20 protein-coding genes are annotated in these 20,738 nt (G+C 42.7%); 13 read left to right on the forward strand and 7 right to left on the reverse strand.

Going from position 1 to position 20,738, the window contains the following annotated elements; all coding sequences use genetic code 11:
- Positions 1-119: 119 nt before the first annotated feature.
- The 4 genes from M0221_RS11090 to M0221_RS11105 all read left to right on the forward strand — a co-directional run bounded on the left by M0221_RS11090 (position 120) and on the right by M0221_RS11105 (position 4,679).
- A complete protein-coding gene (locus M0221_RS11090; protein WP_483283837.1) occupies positions 120-1,079 on the forward strand; it encodes an alpha/beta fold hydrolase in 960 nt (319 codons plus the stop codon).
- 206 nt (positions 1,080-1,285) lie between these two features.
- The gene (locus M0221_RS11095; RefSeq protein WP_483283838.1) at positions 1,286-2,335 is read left to right on the forward strand and encodes a bifunctional nicotinamide-nucleotide adenylyltransferase/Nudix hydroxylase; all 1,050 of its coding nucleotides are present in this window, start codon (positions 1,286-1,288) and stop codon (positions 2,333-2,335) included.
- A 110-nt stretch (positions 2,336-2,445) separates the two neighbouring features.
- On the forward strand, positions 2,446-3,843 hold the full coding sequence (locus tag M0221_RS11100; RefSeq protein ID WP_483283839.1) for a nicotinate phosphoribosyltransferase: 1,398 nt from the start codon (positions 2,446-2,448) through the stop codon (positions 3,841-3,843).
- Positions 3,837-4,679 carry an SGNH/GDSL hydrolase family protein gene (locus M0221_RS11105; RefSeq protein ID WP_483283840.1) on the forward strand — a complete coding sequence of 281 codons (843 nt, stop codon included), beginning with the start codon at positions 3,837-3,839 and terminating at the stop codon, positions 4,677-4,679. Before M0221_RS11100 ends, M0221_RS11105 begins: the two co-directional genes overlap by 7 nt.
- 118 nt (positions 4,680-4,797) lie before the next feature.
- Here M0221_RS11105 and M0221_RS11110 read toward each other — a convergent pair whose 3' ends face one another.
- Positions 4,798-5,079: a type B 50S ribosomal protein L31 gene (locus tag M0221_RS11110; RefSeq protein WP_011281173.1), complete on the reverse strand. Its 282-nt coding sequence runs from the start codon at positions 5,077-5,079 to the stop codon at positions 4,798-4,800.
- 438 nt (positions 5,080-5,517) lie between these two features.
- Here M0221_RS11110 and M0221_RS11115 point away from each other — a divergent pair, with 438 nt between their 5' ends.
- Positions 5,518-6,141, forward strand: a complete 624-nt coding sequence (locus M0221_RS11115; protein ID WP_483283841.1) for a YceI family protein — start codon at positions 5,518-5,520, stop codon at positions 6,139-6,141.
- 121 nt (positions 6,142-6,262) lie between these two features.
- Here the strand turns inward: M0221_RS11115 and M0221_RS11120 are convergent, their stop codons facing one another.
- Positions 6,263-6,697 carry a COG4315 family predicted lipoprotein gene (locus M0221_RS11120; protein ID WP_020444339.1) on the reverse strand — a complete coding sequence of 145 codons (435 nt, stop codon included), beginning with the start codon at positions 6,695-6,697 and terminating at the stop codon, positions 6,263-6,265.
- Positions 6,698-7,307: 610 nt separating this feature from the next.
- Here M0221_RS11120 and M0221_RS11125 point away from each other — a divergent pair.
- Positions 7,308-8,900: an FAD-dependent oxidoreductase gene (locus M0221_RS11125; RefSeq protein WP_483283842.1), complete on the forward strand. Its 1,593-nt coding sequence runs from the start codon at positions 7,308-7,310 to the stop codon at positions 8,898-8,900.
- A 94-nt stretch (positions 8,901-8,994) separates the two neighbouring features.
- On the opposite strand, the gene M0221_RS11130 is transcribed toward M0221_RS11125, so the two are convergent.
- The gene (locus M0221_RS11130; protein WP_133104836.1) at positions 8,995-9,672 is read right to left on the reverse strand and encodes an LOG family protein; all 678 of its coding nucleotides are present in this window, start codon (positions 9,670-9,672) and stop codon (positions 8,995-8,997) included.
- Positions 9,673-10,015: 343 nt separating this feature from the next.
- On the opposite strand from M0221_RS11130, the gene M0221_RS11135 reads away from it, so the two are divergent.
- Entirely contained in the window at positions 10,016-10,909 is an 894-nt protein-coding gene (locus M0221_RS11135) for an alpha/beta hydrolase family protein (protein ID WP_483283843.1), read from the forward strand.
- A 10-nt stretch (positions 10,910-10,919) separates the two neighbouring features.
- Here the strand turns inward: M0221_RS11135 and M0221_RS11140 are convergent, their stop codons facing one another.
- Entirely contained in the window at positions 10,920-11,648 is a 729-nt protein-coding gene (locus M0221_RS11140; RefSeq protein WP_483283844.1) for a 3'-5' exonuclease, read from the reverse strand.
- 342 nt (positions 11,649-11,990) lie between these two features.
- Between M0221_RS11140 and M0221_RS11145 the strand changes: the two genes are divergently transcribed.
- On the forward strand, positions 11,991-12,581 hold the full coding sequence (locus tag M0221_RS11145; RefSeq protein ID WP_483284785.1) for a M23 family metallopeptidase: 591 nt from the start codon (positions 11,991-11,993) through the stop codon (positions 12,579-12,581).
- A gap of 13 nt (positions 12,582-12,594) precedes the next feature.
- On the opposite strand, the gene phoR is transcribed toward M0221_RS11145, so the two are convergent.
- The 3 genes from phoR to dtd all read right to left on the reverse strand — a co-directional run bounded on the left by phoR (position 12,595) and on the right by dtd (position 15,085).
- Positions 12,595-13,677 (reverse strand): phosphate regulon sensor histidine kinase PhoR, encoded by a 1,083-nt coding sequence (gene phoR / locus M0221_RS11150; protein WP_483283845.1) that lies wholly within the window; start codon positions 13,675-13,677, stop codon positions 12,595-12,597.
- An 89-nt stretch (positions 13,678-13,766) separates the two neighbouring features.
- Positions 13,767-14,471 (reverse strand): phosphate regulon transcriptional regulator PhoB, encoded by a 705-nt coding sequence (phoB, locus tag M0221_RS11155; RefSeq protein WP_011514526.1) that lies wholly within the window; start codon positions 14,469-14,471, stop codon positions 13,767-13,769.
- Positions 14,472-14,629: 158 nt separating this feature from the next.
- Complete coding sequence (gene dtd, locus M0221_RS11160) at positions 14,630-15,085, reverse strand: D-aminoacyl-tRNA deacylase (protein ID WP_483283846.1); 456 nt, start codon at positions 15,083-15,085, stop codon at positions 14,630-14,632.
- 186 nt (positions 15,086-15,271) lie between these two features.
- Here dtd and asd point away from each other — a divergent pair, with 186 nt between their 5' ends.
- From asd to pstB, 5 genes are all read left to right on the forward strand, one after another.
- Positions 15,272-16,105 (forward strand): archaetidylserine decarboxylase, encoded by an 834-nt coding sequence (gene asd, locus M0221_RS11165; RefSeq protein WP_483283847.1) that lies wholly within the window; start codon positions 15,272-15,274, stop codon positions 16,103-16,105.
- Between the two features lie 299 nt (positions 16,106-16,404).
- Positions 16,405-17,559: a phosphate ABC transporter substrate-binding protein PstS gene (gene pstS, locus M0221_RS11170; RefSeq protein WP_483283848.1), complete on the forward strand. Its 1,155-nt coding sequence runs from the start codon at positions 16,405-16,407 to the stop codon at positions 17,557-17,559.
- A 172-nt stretch (positions 17,560-17,731) separates the two neighbouring features.
- Complete coding sequence (gene pstC / locus M0221_RS11175; protein WP_011514530.1) at positions 17,732-18,682, forward strand: phosphate ABC transporter permease subunit PstC; 951 nt, start codon at positions 17,732-17,734, stop codon at positions 18,680-18,682.
- 83 nt (positions 18,683-18,765) lie between these two features.
- Entirely contained in the window at positions 18,766-19,680 is a 915-nt protein-coding gene (pstA, locus tag M0221_RS11180) for a phosphate ABC transporter permease PstA (RefSeq protein ID WP_339664130.1), read from the forward strand.
- A 99-nt stretch (positions 19,681-19,779) separates the two neighbouring features.
- Complete coding sequence (pstB, locus tag M0221_RS11185; RefSeq protein ID WP_020444347.1) at positions 19,780-20,715, forward strand: phosphate ABC transporter ATP-binding protein PstB; 936 nt, start codon at positions 19,780-19,782, stop codon at positions 20,713-20,715.
- Positions 20,716-20,738 lie beyond the last annotated feature (23 nt).

A 20,738-nucleotide genomic window follows, 5' to 3' on the forward strand; every position in this document is an offset into this window, starting at 1 on the left:
AAGACAGTAAGCTGACTTATCAAGTCTATGATGCATTCAGTGTAGTTAAAAGCTGTTACAAGCAATGAGAGCAGCTAAAGAAATTTGCTCAGAAAACTTAAGTCTTAAGAGAGCCCTGTATGTTGACTGAAAATCTAAAATTTGTGAGCACAAAAGATAATGTACAAATTGCTATTTGGCATATATTTTCTAGTGAAAAACAGCAATATTTATCTAACAACTCTACTTATAGAGCCCAAAATATCTTTTTAACTCATGGTACATTTTCAGACAAAAAAACCTGCTTAAGAATCGCTGAATACTTAGCAATACTCGGACATCACTGTTATATCATGGAATGGCGCGGTCATGGTGCAAGCTCAGCATCAAAAGATAAATTTAACTTTGAAACCATTGCCACTTATGATTTTGCTGCGACGTTTGATTATTTATATCATCAATTAGACCTCGATAATCTGCACTGCGTCACTCATAGCGGCGGCGGTATCGGCTTAACCATGTTTCTCATTCAAAACCCAAACTATATCGGTAAAATAAACAGTATCAGCCTATTTGCCTGCCAAGCCTATGGCGCCGCCTTGCACCCTATTAACCGTGTCAAAATATTTATCGCCAAATATCTCAATCGCTTATCGGGCTATATTCCTGCGCAAAAACTCAAACTGGGTCCTGTCAATGAAAGCTACCATACAATGAAGCAGTGGTACGACTGGAACTTACAGCAAAACTTTCACAGTAGTTTTATCAAGCAAGGCGATATGAATAAAAGCAATGTGAATAAGAACAGGACGCCATATATACTTGCTGATCCTGGGCCTTTTGATTACCGACAGCATATGCCAAAGATTACCATACCCATATATGCTATTAGCGCCAAAGGTGACCAGTTTATCTCCCCCACTTTGGGTTGTCGCGCACTGTTTAATGATTTTAACAATCATGCGAATATCTTTTGTGAGTACTCGCTCAGCAATGGCAATTTAGACGACTATACGCATAGCCGCATTTTAAATAGCCGCCATGCTGCCAAAGAGGTTTGGCCAACAGTTGCGGCGTGGATTGACAAGCATAGCGACTAACTTTATATATTTACCTCTAGCTTGATTGCTCAATAATATAGATACAGCCTTAAACATCTTTACACTTGCCAGCCAGTTGCAGCCTGTGTCAGTATTGATGTCTTTAAATTATTTTGAATTGATAATATTTTGAATCCTAGTTAATAACCAATAATTAAAAAATCCCCATTAATAATTGATAGCAGTACGGCAGGAGCTGGGCGTTTATGAGTGAAGCATCAGAGCAAACTTCAAATAAAAACAATACACACTATCGCTATTTGGTGTTTATCGGGCGTTTTCAGCCCTTTCATTGTGGTCATAAAGCAGTTATTGATGAGGCACTCAAGCGGGCTGACAATGTGATTATGCTCATCGGTTCTGCTAATCTGCCACGTAGTTTGCGAAATCCATTTAGTGTTGCTGAGCGCGCGGCTATGATTAAGGGCGCTTATTCAGCAGAGGAAGCGGGGCGTATCCACTGCGTTGGACTCGATGATGCACTCTACAATGACACGCGTTGGCTACAATATGTACAAGCTGGCGTCAAATCCGTCACTGGTGACTTGCAGACTGATATCGGTCTGATTGGTCACTCAAAAGACAGCTCATCGTATTATTTATCTTTGTTCCCTAACTGGGCATCTGTCTCCGTACCCAATTATCATAACTTATCCGCCACGCCTATACGTGACAGCTACTTAATGGGTGCTACGCCGACGCCTGAGCGTACCCCTGAGTCAACGCGCAACGTATTGGATGAATTCAAGAAAACAAGCGAATATCAACAACTGCACGATGAAGCCGATTTTGTTGATAAGTATAAAAGACAATGGGAGTCTGCTCCTTATCCGCCAACCTTCATGACTGCCGATGCCTTAGTCGTACAGTCAGGACATATCTTGCTGGTTGAGCGCCGTAGTATGCCAGGGCAAGGATTGTGGGCACTGCCGGGTGGATTTTTAAATCCAAAAGAGACACTATTTGACGCCTGTATCCGTGAGCTCCGTGAGGAGACTCGCTTCAAAGTCCCTGAGCCCGTATTGCGTGGCTCTTGTCATAGTCAGCATACTTTTGACGATCCTTACCGCTCAGCGCGTGGGCGTACGATTACTCAAGCATTTTATTTTCAGCTCAAAAATGACCCAAAAGGCCTGCCAAAAGTAAAAGGCGGCGATGACGCAACCACAGCGTTTTGGTTACCGCTCGCCGAGCTTGATGCCAAAATGATGTTTGAAGATCATTATGCCATTATCACCAAAATGGTCGGCTTATAGTATTTTATCAGACGGCTATGCGATCCTTTATTAATAATTTCCTAAACCGATAGACGGTAAAGGCTTCGCGCCGCCATCGTTGCGGCATCTCAAAGCAGAGGAGTTCTGTGATGTACACCAGTAATTTAAATAATTTAATCCTAAATAGCGACAGCTACAAAACTTCACATTGGGTGCAATATCCAAGCGGTAGTGAATATCTATCGAGCTATATTGAGGCACGTAAAGGCGACTACGATGTGGTGTTTTTTGGGCTACAAGCGTTTATCAAAGAATATCTAAGCACGCCAATCACTCATCAAGACATCGATGAAGCCGAAATGGTCATTCAAGCACATGGCTTAACCTTTAACCGTGCTGGCTGGGAACGCTTGGTTGATAAACATGGTGGTTATTTACCACTACGTATCGAAGCCATACCTGAAGGTAGTATCGTGCCTGTATCCAATGTCGTCTGCCAAATCATAAATACCGACCCTGAGTTTTATTGGCTACCAAGCTATATCGAAACGGCGCTACTGCGCGCAATTTGGTATCCATCAACGGTCGCTAGTGTCTCGCACTATTGTAAAAACATCATTCGTCAAGCACTAGAGAAATCTTCGGACAATACAGAGTCACTAACCTTTCGTTTGCATGATTTCGGCTCGCGCGGGGCATCTAGCCAAGAGTCTGTCGCCCTCGGTAGTCTTGCACATTTAGTCAATTTTGCCGGTACCGATTCGATGACGGCTTTGGTGGCTGCCAGCCGGTGGTATCAGATGGATAAAGACATGCCAGCATTTTCTATCCCTGCCGCTGAGCATAGCACGATGACGGCATGGGGACGCGACGGTGAAACTGCCGCCTTTGCCAATATGATTGAACAGTTTGGCGGGGCAGGTAAAAGCTTTTCTGTGGTCTCTGACAGCTATGACTTATGGAATGCCATTGACAATATTTGGGGCGGCAGCCTAAAAGACGATGTCAAAAATATGGGCGGTACCTTAGTTATCAGACCAGACAGTGGCGACCCGGCCAAAGTCGTGCGTGAAGCCTTGGAGCGTCTGGCAGTAAAGTTTGGTACGACAGTCAACAGTAAAGGCTACAAAGTCTTGCCCGATTATGTGCGTGTTATCCAAGGTGATGGCATCAGTCCACAAAGCTTGAGTAAGATTATCGATGTGGTCATGAAAGCAGGCTTTAGCGCTGATAACGTGACTTTCGGTATGGGTGGTGGACTGCTACAACAAGTCAATCGCGATACCATGAGCTGGGCAATGAAAGCCAGTGCCATTTCTATCAATGGTATATGGAAAGATATCTGTAAAGACCCGATCACCAGTCGTTCAAAGCGCTCGAAAAAAGGGCGTTTGGCATTAATCAAACACAGTAATGGACAGCTAAAAACGATTAAGGCTGATGAGCTTACTGCTGAGAGCGATAACCTACTGCGTGATATTTATGTTGATGGAAAATTACTTATAGACGAGAGTCTAACTATTATTAGAGAGCGTGCAGGATGGTAGCTACTAGCAAAATACAGAATAAAATAGCCGCTGCTGCAAAAGATGTTTTATTTGCTCCTGTATACCTTTATCAAGGTCGAAAAATCAAACGAGATACGGTCCGTTTGCCTGAGCCAAATGGAGAAAGACATGGGTCTGTGCAACTGGATCATGCCAGTAACGAGTCAGCCGCTCAGAATAAACCCGAACTACATATCATGATCGTTGGTGATTCAGCAGCGGCTGGAGTCGGTAGTGAAACGCAGCAAGAGGCGCTCGTTGGTAAGCTCATTCCAATCTTGCAGCAGCAGCCCACTATTAATGAGCAGTTTGCGGTATTGAACTGGTCATTACAAGCGACAACGGGGCACACCAGTTTTGATATTCTACGCAGGCTATATATTATGCCAGCACCAAACAAGCCTATCGATGTGATGATACTAAGTGTTGGGGTCAATGATACGACATCGAGTGTTGCTGTAGACAAGTGGCAACAGCAAGTCAAAGATATTATTGCCATCGCTCAGCGTAAGTTTGGCGTGCGCGAGTTGGTTTTTTTAAGTCTACCCCCTATGGCACAAATGCCAGCAATACCTGCTCCACTAAATAACTTTGTTGGCGCAAAAGCGTCTATTCTTGATGGAATATTGCAGCAAACCTGTATGGCTCATGATAACGTCACTTATATGGCAACGGATTTCCCACGCATGATCGCTGAGCACTCTAACGGTATGCCGATCGATATCAAGGTAATGTTTGCGAGCGATGGCTTTCATCCAAGTAGCCTGATGTATGGCTATTGGGCACAGCAATTGTCGGAGCTGATTGTAGAGTTGCTCGATTCATCAACCCATTAGCCAAAAGCTAGCACAAAAAAACCGCTGAATAGTCAGCGGTTTTTTTTATTCTTAATACCATCACTATGCATGCTTGAGAGAACACATGCTCAAAATAATATCACACAATACGTGTGAATTATTCTGCAGCGTCAGTATCAGCAGCTTTCTTACGGCCACCAAACGCACCAAAACGTTTGTTGAAGCTTGCAACACGACCTTCAGTAGAAGTTTTACGTTGCTCACCAGTATAGAATGGATGCGACGCACTTGAGATATCAAGTGGGTAGTATGGATATTCTGAACCTTCGTATTCACGAGTGGTTTTGGTTTTAACAGTTGAACGAGTCAAGAAGAACACGTCAGCGTTAGTGTCGTGGAATAAAACTTCTTGGTAATTAGGATGGATATCTTTACGCATAATAAACTCTCTATGTCCGATGTATGTATAACGACTTTGCAAAACAGCATTTTTAACGATGCGTTCAGCAAACGATGACATACGTAACTGAGGCACTAAGAACATTGATAAGTATGGCAGCTGCGTCACTGGCTTATTCCAGCACCCAACACCATTCCTCTGCTCACTTAGCCTTTCCCCAGCGGGAAAATCAAACCGCGATTTTACCGGTTTTTGGGGTTTGATGCAAGCAGAAGTTGTTAGGGTTATCAGTGCTAATTTGTCACTGCAACATCGATAGTATTGAGGCAGATAGACAAGCTGCGTATAATTATTCATTAGATAATATAATCAATAACTATTAATATATTAAGATTAATTTAAGAATAATATTCAATTAGTATTGGTGATTTAATTATCAATATTGATTGAATACTAACATTTAATAAGGATAAGACAATGAAAAATACAATAGCGAAAAACAGTATAAAAGCTGTTCTATTTGGCTCAGCAATTGCTATGACAACACTGGCAAGTGCGGCGCTGCCAACTCAATGGCAGCTAGATGATGCACATACGCGTGTCGGATTTTCAGTCAATCACTTAGGGTTTTCGACCACCATGGGTCACTTTAATGATGTCAAAGGCATGGTCAATTACAATATTAAAGCACCTAATAAAGCCAATATGAATTTCACTATTGTTACTGACAGTATCGATACCAATTGGGATGCTCGCGATGCTCACTTAAAAAAAGATGAGTTTTTTAATGTGGCAAAACATCCAACCATGACTTTTAAATCGACTAACATCACCTTTAAAAATCCACAACAAGCCACAGTCACAGGTGACTTCACTCTACTGGGTCAAACCAAGCCACTGACCCTAGATGTGACTTTGAATAAAATAGCCAATAGCCCAATGACCAAAGAGCCAGTTATTGGTTTTCGTGCAACCGGTATTATTGACCGAGCTGCTTACGGCATGACCGCTTTTGCAAGTGGTATTACGACTGAAGTACCCATTCAAATAGACGGTGAGCTGATTGAGAAAAAAGCGGCTACGAAGAATAAAGCAAAATAGCTTTATACATATCAATGTTATGCTTTTATGAAGTAAGTTTGCAGTTAAAAATATCGTAATAAAAAGCAGCCACAATGATGGCTGCTTTTTTATGGTAAAACTTAGTCTTTATATTCAGACCTTACTTGGTTCTAACGATATGCCAAACACCAAGTTTATTGTCGCCATCTTTATCCCCAACATTGGTGTCATTGGCATAGAAATACAGCGGCTTGCCGTTCATGGCCCATTGATACTTGCCGTCTTCACGTTGGAAGGCAGCAAACTGCCCTGAGGCTTTGGCATTGCTAGGTGCCATAAATGCCGGCCAAACTAGCATACAAGCGCTACCACACTCTGATCTATTCATCGAATCTTTATCAAAAGTATACAAAGTCATATGGTTACGAGAATCAACCAACATGCCGTTTTTACTCATGACAGGCGCAGTATTTTTATTGGTTGCTTGCACGTCATGCATACCAGAGTCGTCATTACCGACCATATTGTTTAGCGTTGAACAACCGCTAAGAGCCAACACACCACTAAGAGCGGATAAAACTAAAATATGTTTCATAATAACTTCCTTGTCATTGTCATCATAGATTGTTAATTGTTATTAGATCGTTCTTATCACTCTAGGATTTAAGCCATAATAAATTGCAAGCAAATATCTTAAACCCATTATTGAGATTTTAAATATAGCATAGGATTTATAGCTGTTATTCTTGTCCTCATATAAATTTACAAAAGCCCATAAACATTACAATTTCGCCAAACAAAAATACTTAATACCATCAGTAATTAGCGGTTTTAAGAGGAATTCAATCTGCTCGTCCCTATGGTAATAATAGGATGACACTTTTAAATTGAATTAAAAATATTATCTTGATTGAGTAAGTTTATGCCCAATAGAATTTTGGGTTAAACGTTGACAAAAATCATGTATGCACTTACCAATTTGCCGTTCTATTCCCCAACGTTTTTTGTAGAATAGCGCTATAGAAATTAAGCATGACTACACAATGGCGAATGTGACCATTGAGATTTATGATCACTGTTGAACTTGACTGCCTCTGCACACATATCAATATCCATAAGCCACCTCATGCCTATGCCAAGTACCCCGTTAAATACTGATTTAAGTACCACTTGATGCAAATGCTATTAAGGATATAACCTCGACAATGACTCACTCTCTTATGAATAATCAAGTAATTGCTACTCAACGTGTCGGTATCCTCGGTGGTGGTACGGCGGGGGCAACCATTGCCATTCGATTGGTAGCGTTAGGGCTTGAAACTTATGTGTTCGAAAAAAACAAATCGCTGATTGATGGTCCGCCTATGTGCCATTTGCATGCAGGTGGCAATCTCTACCGCGAAATCCCTGACGAGGACTGCGTCGCCCTTCTCAAACAGTGCATCGATATTTTACGTCTTTATCCTTATACCATTGATGTACGCCCAACGGTATTTGCGGTGCCGACTCGTGATGACGGCATGCCGGAAGACTTGCTACCGCGGCTTGAGATATTGACCGATGCCTATCGTGAGATGATTGCTCAAGATGCCAATAACAAAGTACTGGGTGAACCGGAAGATTATTATCAGCTCTACAGTCATGAACAACTGATTGCATTGTCTGAGCGTGAGCAAGTGACTGTGCCAACTACCGTTGATGAATGGATGATACCGGTTGCTAAGTATTTAGATTTAAATAAAGTTAAATTTCCGCTGATTGTGGTACAAGAATATGGCTGGAATATTTTTCGCTTGGCAGCATCGGCGCAATTGGCATTAGATGGTTATGAGCATGCGCATGTCTTTACTGATACTCAAGTAAAGCAGGTCATGCCAGTTGATTGTGAAAACTGCTCAAACGCTGATCATCATGTGACCAAATGGCGTATTGATTATCAGCAAGGTGCTGGTTTAGATCCTGAAGCGCAATCTAATAGCAAAATCGAGTCCATCGAAGTTGATTACCTCGTCAATGCCTGTGGTTTTCGTACAGGGGTGATTGATGATATGGTCGGTGTCAAAGTCACGCGTATGGTAGAGTTTAAATCCTCTTATATTACTCATTGGGAAGATACCGGTGGACAGATACCAGAGATTATTGTCTATGGTAATCGCGGTACACCTGAAGGGATGGCGCAATTAACCCCTTATCCGGGTGGTTATTTTCAGATACATGGCATGAGTAATTTTATCACGCTGTTTAATGATGGCTTGGTGGCTTCAAGTAAAGATAGCGCCCAACCAAAATTGCCGCCGCAATATGTGCACTATATCGAAGATGGTTGGGACAAAGCACCACTACAAGCGCGTAGCCAACAAGCGATCGATTATGTGGCAGAATTTGTACCGACCTTCCATAGTGCCCGTACTGTTGGCAATGCTTTATACGGTGGGCAGCAAATTCCTGGTGAGGATGATACACTCCGGGTCGCTGATGTGAGCTTATACTCTAATATTCGCTATGCCCGTGCTGAAAACGTCAAAGCATCTTCAACTCTAATTGCGGCAGATCAAATCGTTGATGAATTGAGTAAGCTTGGTTTGATTGAACTTGATACGCCCGTGAACCGTAATCGCTATGCTCATGAGTGGGCGTATCTGGCGCACAACGACAGTCTGGCTATTGAGACAGTCGCCCGTGATTTGGCAAAAGAGCGTGGCTTTCCGCAGGCAATGGCAGGCGTCAATCGTGGTATTCGCGAGAAAGCGTTAAAGAATTTAAATATTAATAATAGTTCAGATAATTATAGAACTTAAGAAAGACGTTTTTAATTAACGGACAAAAAAAGGGAAAGAATTGCTTTTTTTAGCCATTCTCTCCCTTTTTTCATATTTGCTTATATATCTGCCTTTAGTTGCCTGCCATCTTTTCTGTATTGACAGCAGCATCTATTTTGACCATCGTCTGCAGTAAATCAATAGCATCACCAATCGTGTTACATACTACCAAGCGCTCAAGATCTTCTTGCTTCATAAAGCCTTGCTCAGTGGTATATTTTAAATGCTCAATCATACGATCATAAAAACCATTAATATTCAGAATAATCATTGGCTTTTCGTGTTGATATAGCTGGCGCCATGTGGCGATTTCCATGATTTCCTCTAAAGTACCAAGTCCACCCGGTAAAGTAATAAAGGCATCAGCATATTCTGCCATCACTGTTTTACGCGTGTGCATAGTATCTGTAAGATGTAAACGGGTCAGCTGCTCATGAGCAATTTCGTGTTTGAGCATAAAGGTTGGGATCACACCGACTGCTTCTGCACCACCTCGAATCACTTCATCAGCCACTGCGCCCATCAGCCCGATACTCGCGCCACCGTATACTAAACCCATGCCATTGTCTGCTAATGCCACACCAAGCTCTCGTGCGGCTTGCTCATATATGACATCATTACCCAAACGCGACCCACAATAGACCGCAACTAGCGGCATAGTTAACGCTGATTTATCCACGGCTTTTTCGATATTAGTAATATCTTGACTGGTAATCACTTCATACGTGTCATTGTTAATTTTCATTTGCATATAGCTTCCTTAACTTTTATATCAATTGTTTTTATTAAGAACTTGTTTGTTAAAGCATTTTTATCCGTGCATGTTGAATAGTCAAGATAGTTATTCAGTCCAGTCTTAATGGATCATATCATGCAAGGTAAATTGGGATAGAACTTAGAAGTCATATTTGAGCGCCTTCCCTACTGAAATTTATTTTAACATAAGCAATGCTATCACGCGGTCACAACCATTTATCACTACGCAATTACTACATTTTTAAGGCTACACATTGGCAGCTTATTGCAAATTAACACTCTATATTTACTAGCAAAGCTCATTTATAAAAACGATAACAATATAATAAGGTTCAACCATGGAAAACAGCCCTACTATTACTCAAACAGAGGCTTATTCATTAAGCATTATGACCGATCGCAATCAGGCATTGGCAGCGACTGTCTATCGTCCCAAAACGCCTGTAAAAAAAGCCGTCATGATAGCACCAGCAACAGGTATCAAACGTCAGTTTTATCACAATTTTGCCACTCACTTAGCCGAGCATGGCTTTGGCATACTGACATTCGATAATGAAGGTATCGGTGAGTCACTCTCAACTGACTTGGCAAAATGTGACGCATCTCTAATCAGCTGGGGTCGCCACGACATGCCAGCCGTCCTTGAAGCCTTGCAAGATGAATTTACCGATGCCACTTATCATTTGATTGGTCATAGCGCTGGCGGTCAGCTCATTGGTTTGATGCCAAATTCCCAGTCTATTGCTTCAGTATTTAATGTCGCCTGCTCATCGGGTCGCATCAAAAACATGGACATGCCTTATAAGCTTAAGGCCATAGGTTTTATGGAGGCATTTATTCCTCTCACTAATTTGACGTTAGGCTATACGCCATCGGATAAAATCGGCATGGGCGAGCCGCTGCCGCGCGGCGTCGCTCGTCAATGGCGTGAGTGGTGTAATGGCGCAGGTTATATCAAGACTGCTTTTGGGAAAAGTATACACACGCATTTTTATGATGAGATCGATATGCCAGCATTATGGCTAGGGTTTAGTGATGATGAGATTGCCAATAGCAAAAATATGGATGATATGATTCGCGTTTTTACCAAAATGCCAGCAGAAAAACGCTTTTTAGATCCCAAAGATTTTGGTGTTAGTAGCATCGGTCATATGCGTTATTTTAGCAGCAGAACCAATGCTAAAGCGCCTAAGCTATGGCAAATGGCAGTTGATTGGTTACATAATCAATAGACTTCAGAGCCTATTTAATTACGGATTCGTCTATTGATTCTTTTGCGTTTGCTGCCGCTTCTGCCTTGATGCGTTTGGTCAATGCAGAATAAAGCGACGGCTGCATATTATGGATGTTACCAAGCATCCATTTAATATAGCTAATAGGGACGTCTTTAATAGGCATACCTTTATATTTACCAAAGGGCATTTTACTAACTGGATTGGCTTTATTGGCAATAGCATGCGCTGCTGCAAAATCAGTTGGTGCAATCGCTAAGCGCTCGCAGCAAGCCTGATACAGCACATAACACATACGAGCATCACCGAGCGCATCATGAGCGGCAATCGTCATCCTACTAGCCTCACCCTTGCCCAATAACTGCTCAATACATTTGGACTGACCATAAGCGCTCCATTCTGGAAACGCGGCGCGCGCCAGCCTAACGGTACAAATTAGCTTAGCGGAAGGACTACCAATCACCCGCCAGTCAAAGCGTACATTATGACCGATAAGGTACCCAGGCAATTCAAACTGCTCAAGCTCAAAACGCTCAAGCCCAGCTACATCGTCATCGGTAATGCCATGGACTCTAATCACAACTGGCGATATTGAGCGACCACTATTAAAGTATTTCATCCACTCAAAGCCCGTAGCTACGTTAATCGTTGCCACTTGGATAGGTCGTGGATCACGACCTTGATCGGTTTCGGTATCGATAATCAGCGCAGTATCGACCATGTTAAAAGCAGCAGCCATAAAAATTTAACCATAGCAAGTTGGACATAAATGACAGGCAGTTTTGCTCGTTTAAAAGGAGCGTTATAATTAATCTACTTTTGAAGGAGCAAAACACTACTGGGGTTAATTATTCGCAGCCTCTGTCTGCGTAGGCACAGCAAGCAAGAAAAATTAACCCCAGTAGTGATTGATAATCATTTGTACTTCTTTTATTCAGGACCAACTACATAATAGATGCAATTAGATTCAGTAGCTTTTCATTTATGGGGATAAAAGTCAAATATAACAATGCTATACGAAGAGCCAAAGGTATTATCTATATAATATTAGTGAAAGCAATAATAAGACAAAGAGATGTCGATGCGACCAGATGGCAATCACGAACAACCAAATCCTACGTTTATCAGCCGTGCAATTAGCGTACTTATCAAGGCCGTAGTATTGCTGATGCTATTATTCGTATTTGACAGATTATTACCGAGTATCAGCCAACAAACTCAATCATTTTTCATAGCAAAATGGCAGCAGCTTAGCCTATTGCAACACCCGCTACCAACAGAGAATAGCCTGCCAAATCCGCTACCCAAGCAGCATCTGACTGATACATGGGGCGCTGCTCGTAGTCAAGGTCGCTCACATGAAGGGATTGATATTTTTGCGGCGCGCGGCACGCCGATACAAGCGACGACCCAAGGTATCATCAGTAAGGTAGGCGAAAATGCGTTAGGAGGTCGCGTCGTTATGATAGTGGGACCAGGCGGCGCAGGACACTATTATGCGCATTTGGAAGACTATGCTGACATTTCTCCCAATGACTGGGTAAATGCTGGTGATACCATTGGTTACGTGGGTGATAGCGGCAATGCTAAAGGCACACCGCCGCATGTTCATTATGGGATTTATATTAATGGTAGTGCGGTAAACCCTTATCCACTTTTGCAAAAGGATTAAAGTGTATTAAGCATTAATTCATTGCGGCAGATCGTACATGGTTATTTGGAAACACGGCACTAAATGTCGAACCAATGCCTTCTACAGACTCAATTTGCAAGCTCGCTTCGTGCTGATATAAGACATGTTTTACAATCGCCAGTCCAAGCCCCGTCCCACCTGTTGCTCGGCTGCGCCCGCTGTCAACGCGATAAAAACGCTCAGTTAAACGGGCAAGATGCTGCGGCGCTATACCGATACCATTATCTTCAACAGCAAATCTGCAGCCCTCAGCAGTCTTAGTCCAACTAATAGAGATATTGCCACCTTTTGGTGTGTATTTAATCGCGTTAATCACTAGATTGGACAGTGCGCTATTTAGGTACATTTCTGAGCCATATAGTCCATCATAGGTATCAATATGCAAGTGAATCGTATGCTTATATTCTTGATTATACGCCTGCGCATCATCATAGACATGAGTGAGCAGCTTGGTCATATCGATATCATTAAACGCATGGGTTTCTTCGATTTCGATGCGAGACAGTAGCAATAAGTCATTGACCACCCTATTCATGCGTGCCGTTTGCTGAGTCATCAGCTCAAAACCGCGTCGCCAATTCGCAGGCATATCTGGCTGATCAGAGAAATTCTCCAGATATCCCATCAAGACCGTCAATGGTGTACGTAGCTCATGCGAGACATTGGCCACAAAGTCGCGGCGCATCGCTTCTAAATGCTGCAAACGGGTCACATCATAAATGATCAGTAGTTTTTCATCGCCAAATGGCGTCAGCTCACACTTTAGATAACGATTTGGGTCTTGCCAAGAGACGATATGCACACTCTCGTCGGCGTCAGCATCAGCATCAGCATCAGCATTAAGCGTCGTTGCCTCCTGATAATACTTAATAAATTCAGGAACTTGAATGAAGTCAAAAATACGCCTGCCTTTATCTGAGGATTGCAACAATAATAAATCCTGCGCCGCTTGGTTCCACCATTCAAGTCCATCATCGTCATTGAGCAAAATCACGGCATCACGTAATGCTCGTAAAGCACTTCTGATTTTTTTAAGTTGATTTGTGGCACCTTGCTCATTATCTTGGATAGGCATTTTTATTTATCCATTATTTTTTATAATTTTTCTACTATTGGCCGCTCCCGATAAAAGGCGACACTATACAATATTCATATTGCTAGCGATTAACCTTTTTCGATACGGCTAGAAAATCGATAACCTGTACCGCGTACCGTTTGTATCAATGTATCACAATCATGTGGACGTAGTAATGTGCGCAAACGCTTTACGTGAACATCAATGGTTCTATCTTCGATGTAGACGTTACCGCCCCATACTTGATCGAGCAGCTGGGCACGGGTATAAGCGCGCTCAGGATGGCTCATAAAAAACGCCAATAAGCGATATTCTGTCGGACCCATATCGATAATGTCATCACCCACCATAAAGCGTTGGCTTTTGGCATCTAAAGTTAGCCTGCCTATATTGATAGGTTTGTCGCCGCTTAGCGCGTTACTACGTCGCAATACCGCTTTGATTCTTGAGATAAGCTCACGGGTCGAGAAAGGCTTGGTCATATAATCATCAGCGCCTGCGTCAAGACCATGCACTTTACTGTCTTCTTCACTTTTGGCGGTCAACATAATAACCGGTATCTCGGCGAGCAGCGTATCGCTTTTTAGCATACGGCAAAAATCGATACCACTTTTATCACCGGGTAACATCCAGTCCAATAAAATCAGCGCTGGACGATGATCGACCACTTGTTGGTGCGCCTCTGACACATCCGCTGCCTGCAAACTATCAAAGCCTGCCATCTCTAGGGTCATGACGACCATCTCACGAATGGCGTCTTCATCTTCAACAATCAAAATTTGCTCTTTAGACATAATGTATTCTTAATATATTCTTAATGTTAGAGGACAAAATAGAGTTTATAAAAGCAGTAACAAACGCAAATAAGCGTTTCTTTATTAAAGGGTTTAATTATGACAGCTTAATGACATTTACTCTTAAATTTATAATACTTAGTAGCCATGCTAATGACTTAATGCACTTCTAATAAAAAGTTTAATGGTCCATCATTGACACTCAATACTTGCATATCAGCGCCAAACTGACCCGTTGCAACCGTTAAATACTGCGTCTTTGCGTAATCAACCAATTGTGCAAATAAAGCTTGAGCCCTATCAGGTGCCATTGCGCTACCAAAGTCAGGGCGGCGACCTTTATCCGTCTTTGCCATCAGAGTAAATTGTGAGATCAATAATAGCCCACCACCGACTTGCTGGATATTTTTATCGAGTTTACCGTATTTGGCTGGATCATCATCATTGTCAAAAATACGATAGGTGAGGATTTTATCAATCATCCGCTGCGCACTTTGTAGGTTATCATCGTGTCCCAAGCCGATATATGCCAGCACACCTTGCTCAATAGCACCAACCTCCTGCCCATCAACGCTGACACTGGCATATTTGACTCGCTGAATAAGAGATCTCATTGCTTACTTCCTTTAACGATTATGGTCATACAGTCTGCTGCGGACCATGATAAAATACAATTATCTGTGCAGGTACTTATGATTATGTTTATAAATAAATCTAGCTATAAAACTGCCTATCTATGATTTTTTAATACAACTTTTTATTTTAATAACTATTTTTAATCCCTACTTTGGTCATCTATTATGAATGTATTTACTACCTTACAGCAATTTGTCCCGCAGCAAAAAATCAGTAAAGTCGCAGGGCGCTTAGCTGCCAGCCGCCACCCTTGGGTTAAGCGTACGTTTATCCGCAGTTTTGCCAAAGCGTATGATGTTAGCTTAGATGAATATGAGCGTCAAAGCCTAAACGCTTATGAGAGCTTTAATGATTTCTTTACTCGTGAGCTCCAAGACAATGCCCGTATTATCGATGCCAGTATCAATGGTATTGTCAGTCCTGCGGATGGCATGATTTCGCAGCTTGGGCAGATTCATGACCATAAGCTACTGCAAGCCAAAGGTCGTGACTATGATATCGGTCAGCTCTTAGCTGATAGCGCAGATGGCGATTATTTTGCGGATGGTAGTTTTGCTACGGTCTATCTTGCTCCAAGCAACTATCACCGTGTGCATATGCCATTTGACGGTATATTAACCAAAACCCGCTATGTACCTGGTACACTATTTTCGGTCAATAATACCACGGCTGCTAATGTACCGGATTTGTTTGCTCGTAACGAGCGCCTCGTCTGTCTGTTTGATACTGCCTATGGCAAAGCGGCGGTAGTGATGGTCGGTGCAATGATTGTCGCTGGGATTGAAACGGTCGCGACGGGTAAAATTAGCCGTACCGATGATATTCAAGAAGTAGACCATGATATGAGCTTTAAAAAAGGTGACGAGCTTGGTCGTTTTTATTTAGGTTCAACCGCAATTGTAGTACTGCCAAAAGCAGCAAAAACGGATTGGCAAGATACCATGCAGCATGGCTCAATCGTTCAAATGGGGCAATTGTTAGGTAGCGCTAAAATCTAACACCATTTATCTAAGTAAAAAACATGTGTAATAAGTAATATTGAAAAAAATGAGCATAGACAGTAATTAGAATACTGCCTATGCTTTTTTTGTGCCTGCTCCTTTCTTATGTTTTTTAACACTGTCTTTTTTCAGTCGTTTTTTGTGATAGCAAGGCTTTATGTCATCAAACTGTCATATTTATTTGGCACAATCTCCTTATTAACCGCAGAGCATCATTTCAGCCAACCCCAGAAAACCATTGTCATTGTTATTTATAAATGCTTGATACTCAAAATTGATTAATTTTAGGAGAAATAATGCGTTATTCATTCATGGCAGTAGCAATCGCTAGCACTTTGACATTAGCCGCTTGTAACCAAACGACTAGCAACAACGAGAGCGATAAAACCGACGAAGCAGCCACAGTAGCACCATCAAACACTGCTGTAAGTAGCGACGCTAGTGCTAGCTCAGCTGAAAGTGCATCGATGAGTATTACCGGTGCTGGTGCTTCTTTTCCACAGCCTATCTATGCTAAGTGGTCAGATGCCTACAATAAAGCCACAGGTGGTCAAGTGAACTATCAGTCTATTGGCTCATCGGGTGGTATCAAGCAAATCGTTGCTAAGACCGTAGATTTTGGGGCATCTGATGCGCCGATGACACCAGAAGAGTTGAACGAAGCCGGTCTGATACAGTTCCCAAGCGTCATCGGTGGCGTGGTACCTATTGTTAATATCGATGGTATTGAGCCCGGTCAGTTAAAGCTCGATGGCAAAATGCTTGCTGATATTTATCTGGGTAAAATCAGCAAATGGAACGACCCTGCAATCGCGGCTATGAATCCTGAACTTAAATTACCAGATGCTGCCATTACCACGGTGTTTCGCTCAGATGGTTCTGGTACAACGTTTAACTTCACTGATTATCTAGCCAAAGTGTCAAGCGACTGGAATGACAGTGTAGGCGTCGATAAGACCGTCAAATGGCCAACGTCGGCTACCGGTGCGGGTGGTAAAGGTAATGAAGGTGTGTCGAGCTATGTCACGCGTATGAAAAACTCTATCGGCTATGTTGAATATGCTTACGCTAAGCAAAACGGTATGGCACACGTCGCCCTGAAAAATGCTGCGGGCAATGTCGTACAACCTTCTGCCAAAACCTTTGCAGCAGCAGGTGACATCGATTGGTCACAGCAAGAAGGCTTTTATAAAGTCATTACCAACTCTGAAACAGCGCAAGCTTGGCCAATCGCCGCAGCCACTTTTATCTTAGTACATAAGCAGCCACAAGATGCCAAACAAGTCGCTGGTGTACTGAAGTTCTTTGACTGGGCTTATGAGCAAGGTGATGACGACGCTATGGCGCTTGATTACGTACCGTTCTCTGATACTGCAGTTGCCTTATTTAAAGCAAAATGGAGTGAGGTCAAAGGCAGCGACGGCCAACCTGTCTATAAGCCTGCACAGTAACCTGTTTATCCTAGTGATTGCATAATCACTGTCGAGCCAACCTCTCAAACCACTATTCTCCGGTAGGGGTTTGAGAGGTTTTATCACAGAAAATTTAAAGATTTTTTTAAGTTTGTTGTGATAAAACCTCTTTTACTATTTTGACTTGATTCTATTCAACGCTGAGACACTTATGAATGATTTAAGGTCCCAACTGGCTAAACAAAAACGTTACGATGCTATCTTTGTCAATGCGACCAAAGCATTTGCAATCTTGGTGCTATTGTCACTTGGTGGCATCCTGCTCTCATTAATCGTGGGCGCTTGGCCCAGTATCACTGAATTTGGACTGGGATTTTATACCAGCAATAACTGGGATACAGTGAACGATCAATATGGGGCACTTGCACCTATTTACGGTACGATTGTTACCTCCCTTATTGCAATCGCTATTGCTGTGCCAGTGAGCTTTGGTATTGCTATCTTTTTGACCGAACTGTGTCCTAACTTCTTAAAAAAGCCATTGGGTATCGCTATTGAGCTGTTGGCAGGTATTCCTTCTATTATTTATGGCATGTGGGGTTTGTTTGTCTTTGCACCGTATTTTAGCGAACACATTCAGCCATGGTTGATTGAAAACATTGGTCCTCTGCCTATTATCGGGCAAGTATTCACTGGTGCACCGATGGGGCTTGGCATGTTTACCGCCTCCTTGGTACTGGCAATTATGATTATTCCTTTTATTGCCGCCACCATGCGGGATGTTTTTTCTGTGGTGCCTGATTTATTAAAAGAATCTGCGTATGGCATGGGTGCGACGACGTGGGAAGTGATGTTCAAAATCATCTTACCCTATACTAAAGCTGGCGTGGTCGGTGGTGTGATTTTAGGGCTTGGACGCGCATTAGGCGAGACGATGGCTGTGACTTTCTTAATCGGTAATGCCTTTAATATCAGCCCAAGTCTGTTTACCTCTGGGGTGACGATTACCTCTGCGCTCGCCAATGAATTTGCCGAAGCATCAAGTGAATTGCATTTGGCATCCCTACTACATTTGGGTTTAATCCTATTTGTTATTACCTTTATTGTCTTGTCCATCTCTAAGCTAATGCTGATGCGTATCGACCAAAAAGCCGGTCACTAAGTAGCGCCAATATCCTGTTATAAAGCAAGCATGTTAATCAACCACTTAACCCAATCCTTCGACCAACAAAGGACAAACGCCTAATGACTTTAGCGACTGTCACGACTGATAACGACCAAACCAGCCAGCCGACTTCACGCTTTGAAGACCGCTACAACAAGCGTTTATATCATAAGCGTCGCCTGATCAATAGATTGGGGCTTGGTTTTGCCATCTCAGCCATCGCTTTTGGTTTGTTCTGGCTGACATGGATTTTGCTGACGCTTTTTGTTGAGGGTTTTCAAGGGTTAATCGAGATGCCGGTATTTATGGCAGATACACCACCGCCTATGGGCGACGGCGGTTTACGTAATGCTATTATTGGTTCATTGATGATCGCCTTGTTAGGTCTCGCGATTGGTACGCCGGTTGGAATGATGGCGGGCATCTATTTAGCGGAGTTCTCACAAGGCAGCTTGTTGGGTAAAGTTACTCGCTTTTTAAACGATATCTTGCTGTCAGCGCCCTCTATCGTGATTGGTCTTTTTGTTTATGCATTGATGGTGAAAGGTCAAAGCTTCTCCGGCTGGGCTGGTGCAGTTGCGCTTGCTTTGATTGTGATTCCAATTGTCGTGCGCACCACTGAGAATATGCTCAATCTGGTACCAAATACTTTACGTGAAGCGGCCTATGCACTCGGTACGCCAAAGTGGAAGCTGATCAGCACGGTCACGCTTAAAGCGGCTAAAGCAGGTCTGACTACAGGGGTGCTATTGGCATTTGCCCGTATCACTGGCGAGACCGCGCCGTTACTATTTACTGCGTTAAACAATCAGTATTTTAGTACCGATATGAGCCAACCGATGGCAAACTTACCGAACACTATTTATCAGTTTGCGATGAGCCCTTATGACAACTGGCATGCATTGGCATGGGCGGCAGCATTACTGATTACCATGACAGTACTGATAGTCAATATTCTCGCGCGCTTTATTGGCGGTAAAGATCATACAAGATAGCTGATTTAAGAATTGACTAAGCAGCCAATTTATAGCGCACGTTTAGTACTTATGTTCAGCACCTATATTGACAACATTCTAAAATAATTGGATATGATGATGACAGACTTACTAGAAAGAAAAGCGGTTAAGCAAGAGAATAAGCAAAACGTCAGCCAACGTGGTTTATTTGGTCAATCATTCTCTAATATAGATCAAGGAAGTCAGAAGCATCAAGGGCAGCAGCCTGACAGTGCCTTTTTGACTCAGCAAACAGTAGCAGATATCCCTCAGCATATGCCGCCTGCCAAGATGAGTATTCGAGATCTCAATTTCTATTATGGTGACTTTCAAGCGCTAAAAAATATTAATATTGATATTCCAGACAAAAAAGTGACTGCCTTTATCGGGCCTTCAGGTTGCGGTAAATCCACACTATTACGTACGTTTAATCGTATGTATGATCTATATCCCGGTATGCGTGCAGAAGGTAATATCAACCTCGATGGCAAAAATATCTTGGGCAAAGACATCGATGTGAACTTGCTACGCGCACAAGTCGGCATGGTCTTTCAAAAACCGACGCCATTTCCAATGTCCATCTATGACAACGTGGCATTTGGCGTACGCCTCTACGAGAAGCTAAGCAAAGCTGAGATGGATAATCGTGTCGAATGGGCACTCAAAAAGGCGGCTTTATGGCTTGAGGTAAAAGACAAACTTCGTGCATCAGGATTGTCGTTATCCGGTGGTCAACAACAACGTCTTTGTATCGCTCGCGGTGTGGCGACAAAACCTGAAGTACTGCTCCTAGATGAGCCAACCTCAGCGCTCGACCCTATCTCGACAGGCGCGATTGAAGAGCTCATTACCGATTTAAAAAACGACTATACGATTGCTATCGTTACCCACAATATGCAGCAAGCGGCGCGCGTCTCTGACTATACCGCCTATATGTATCTGGGTGATATGGTAGAGATGGGTGAGACGGATCAGATATTTACCAACCCCGCTCAAAAGGCGACTGAAGACTATATTACTGGTCGCTATGGTTAAAACAGTTTGTATTGACAGACTAA

Source organism: Psychrobacter sp. ANT206 (assembly GCF_056880555.1).

Bases quoted from the DNA above. Each gene is read 5' to 3' on its own strand.
- M0221_RS11090 (WP_483283837.1), top strand. From the start codon at position 120: ATGTTGACTGAAAATCTAAAATTTGTGAGCACAAAAGATAATGTACAA.
- M0221_RS11095 (WP_483283838.1), top strand. From the start codon at position 1,286: ATGAGTGAAGCATCAGAGCAAACTTCAAATAAAAACAATACACACTAT.
- M0221_RS11100 (WP_483283839.1), top strand. From the start codon at position 2,446: ATGTACACCAGTAATTTAAATAATTTAATCCTAAATAGCGACAGCTAC.
- M0221_RS11105 (WP_483283840.1), top strand. From the start codon at position 3,837: ATGGTAGCTACTAGCAAAATACAGAATAAAATAGCCGCTGCTGCAAAA.
- M0221_RS11110 (WP_011281173.1), bottom strand. From the start codon at position 5,079: ATGCGTAAAGATATCCATCCTAATTACCAAGAAGTTTTATTCCACGAC.
- M0221_RS11115 (WP_483283841.1), top strand. From the start codon at position 5,518: ATGAAAAATACAATAGCGAAAAACAGTATAAAAGCTGTTCTATTTGGC.
- M0221_RS11120 (WP_020444339.1), bottom strand. From the start codon at position 6,697: ATGAAACATATTTTAGTTTTATCCGCTCTTAGTGGTGTGTTGGCTCTT.
- M0221_RS11125 (WP_483283842.1), top strand. From the start codon at position 7,308: ATGACTCACTCTCTTATGAATAATCAAGTAATTGCTACTCAACGTGTC.
- M0221_RS11130 (WP_133104836.1), bottom strand. From the start codon at position 9,672: ATGCAAATGAAAATTAACAATGACACGTATGAAGTGATTACCAGTCAA.
- M0221_RS11135 (WP_483283843.1), top strand. From the start codon at position 10,016: ATGGAAAACAGCCCTACTATTACTCAAACAGAGGCTTATTCATTAAGC.
- M0221_RS11140 (WP_483283844.1), bottom strand. From the start codon at position 11,648: ATGGCTGCTGCTTTTAACATGGTCGATACTGCGCTGATTATCGATACC.
- M0221_RS11145 (WP_483284785.1), top strand. From the start codon at position 11,991: ATGCGACCAGATGGCAATCACGAACAACCAAATCCTACGTTTATCAGC.
- phoR (WP_483283845.1), bottom strand. From the start codon at position 13,677: ATGCCTATCCAAGATAATGAGCAAGGTGCCACAAATCAACTTAAAAAA.
- phoB (WP_011514526.1), bottom strand. From the start codon at position 14,471: ATGTCTAAAGAGCAAATTTTGATTGTTGAAGATGAAGACGCCATTCGT.
- dtd (WP_483283846.1), bottom strand. From the start codon at position 15,085: ATGAGATCTCTTATTCAGCGAGTCAAATATGCCAGTGTCAGCGTTGAT.
- asd (WP_483283847.1), top strand. From the start codon at position 15,272: ATGAATGTATTTACTACCTTACAGCAATTTGTCCCGCAGCAAAAAATC.
- pstS (WP_483283848.1), top strand. From the start codon at position 16,405: ATGCGTTATTCATTCATGGCAGTAGCAATCGCTAGCACTTTGACATTA.
- pstC (WP_011514530.1), top strand. From the start codon at position 17,732: ATGAATGATTTAAGGTCCCAACTGGCTAAACAAAAACGTTACGATGCT.
- pstA (WP_339664130.1), top strand. From the start codon at position 18,766: ATGACTTTAGCGACTGTCACGACTGATAACGACCAAACCAGCCAGCCG.
- pstB (WP_020444347.1), top strand. From the start codon at position 19,780: ATGACAGACTTACTAGAAAGAAAAGCGGTTAAGCAAGAGAATAAGCAA.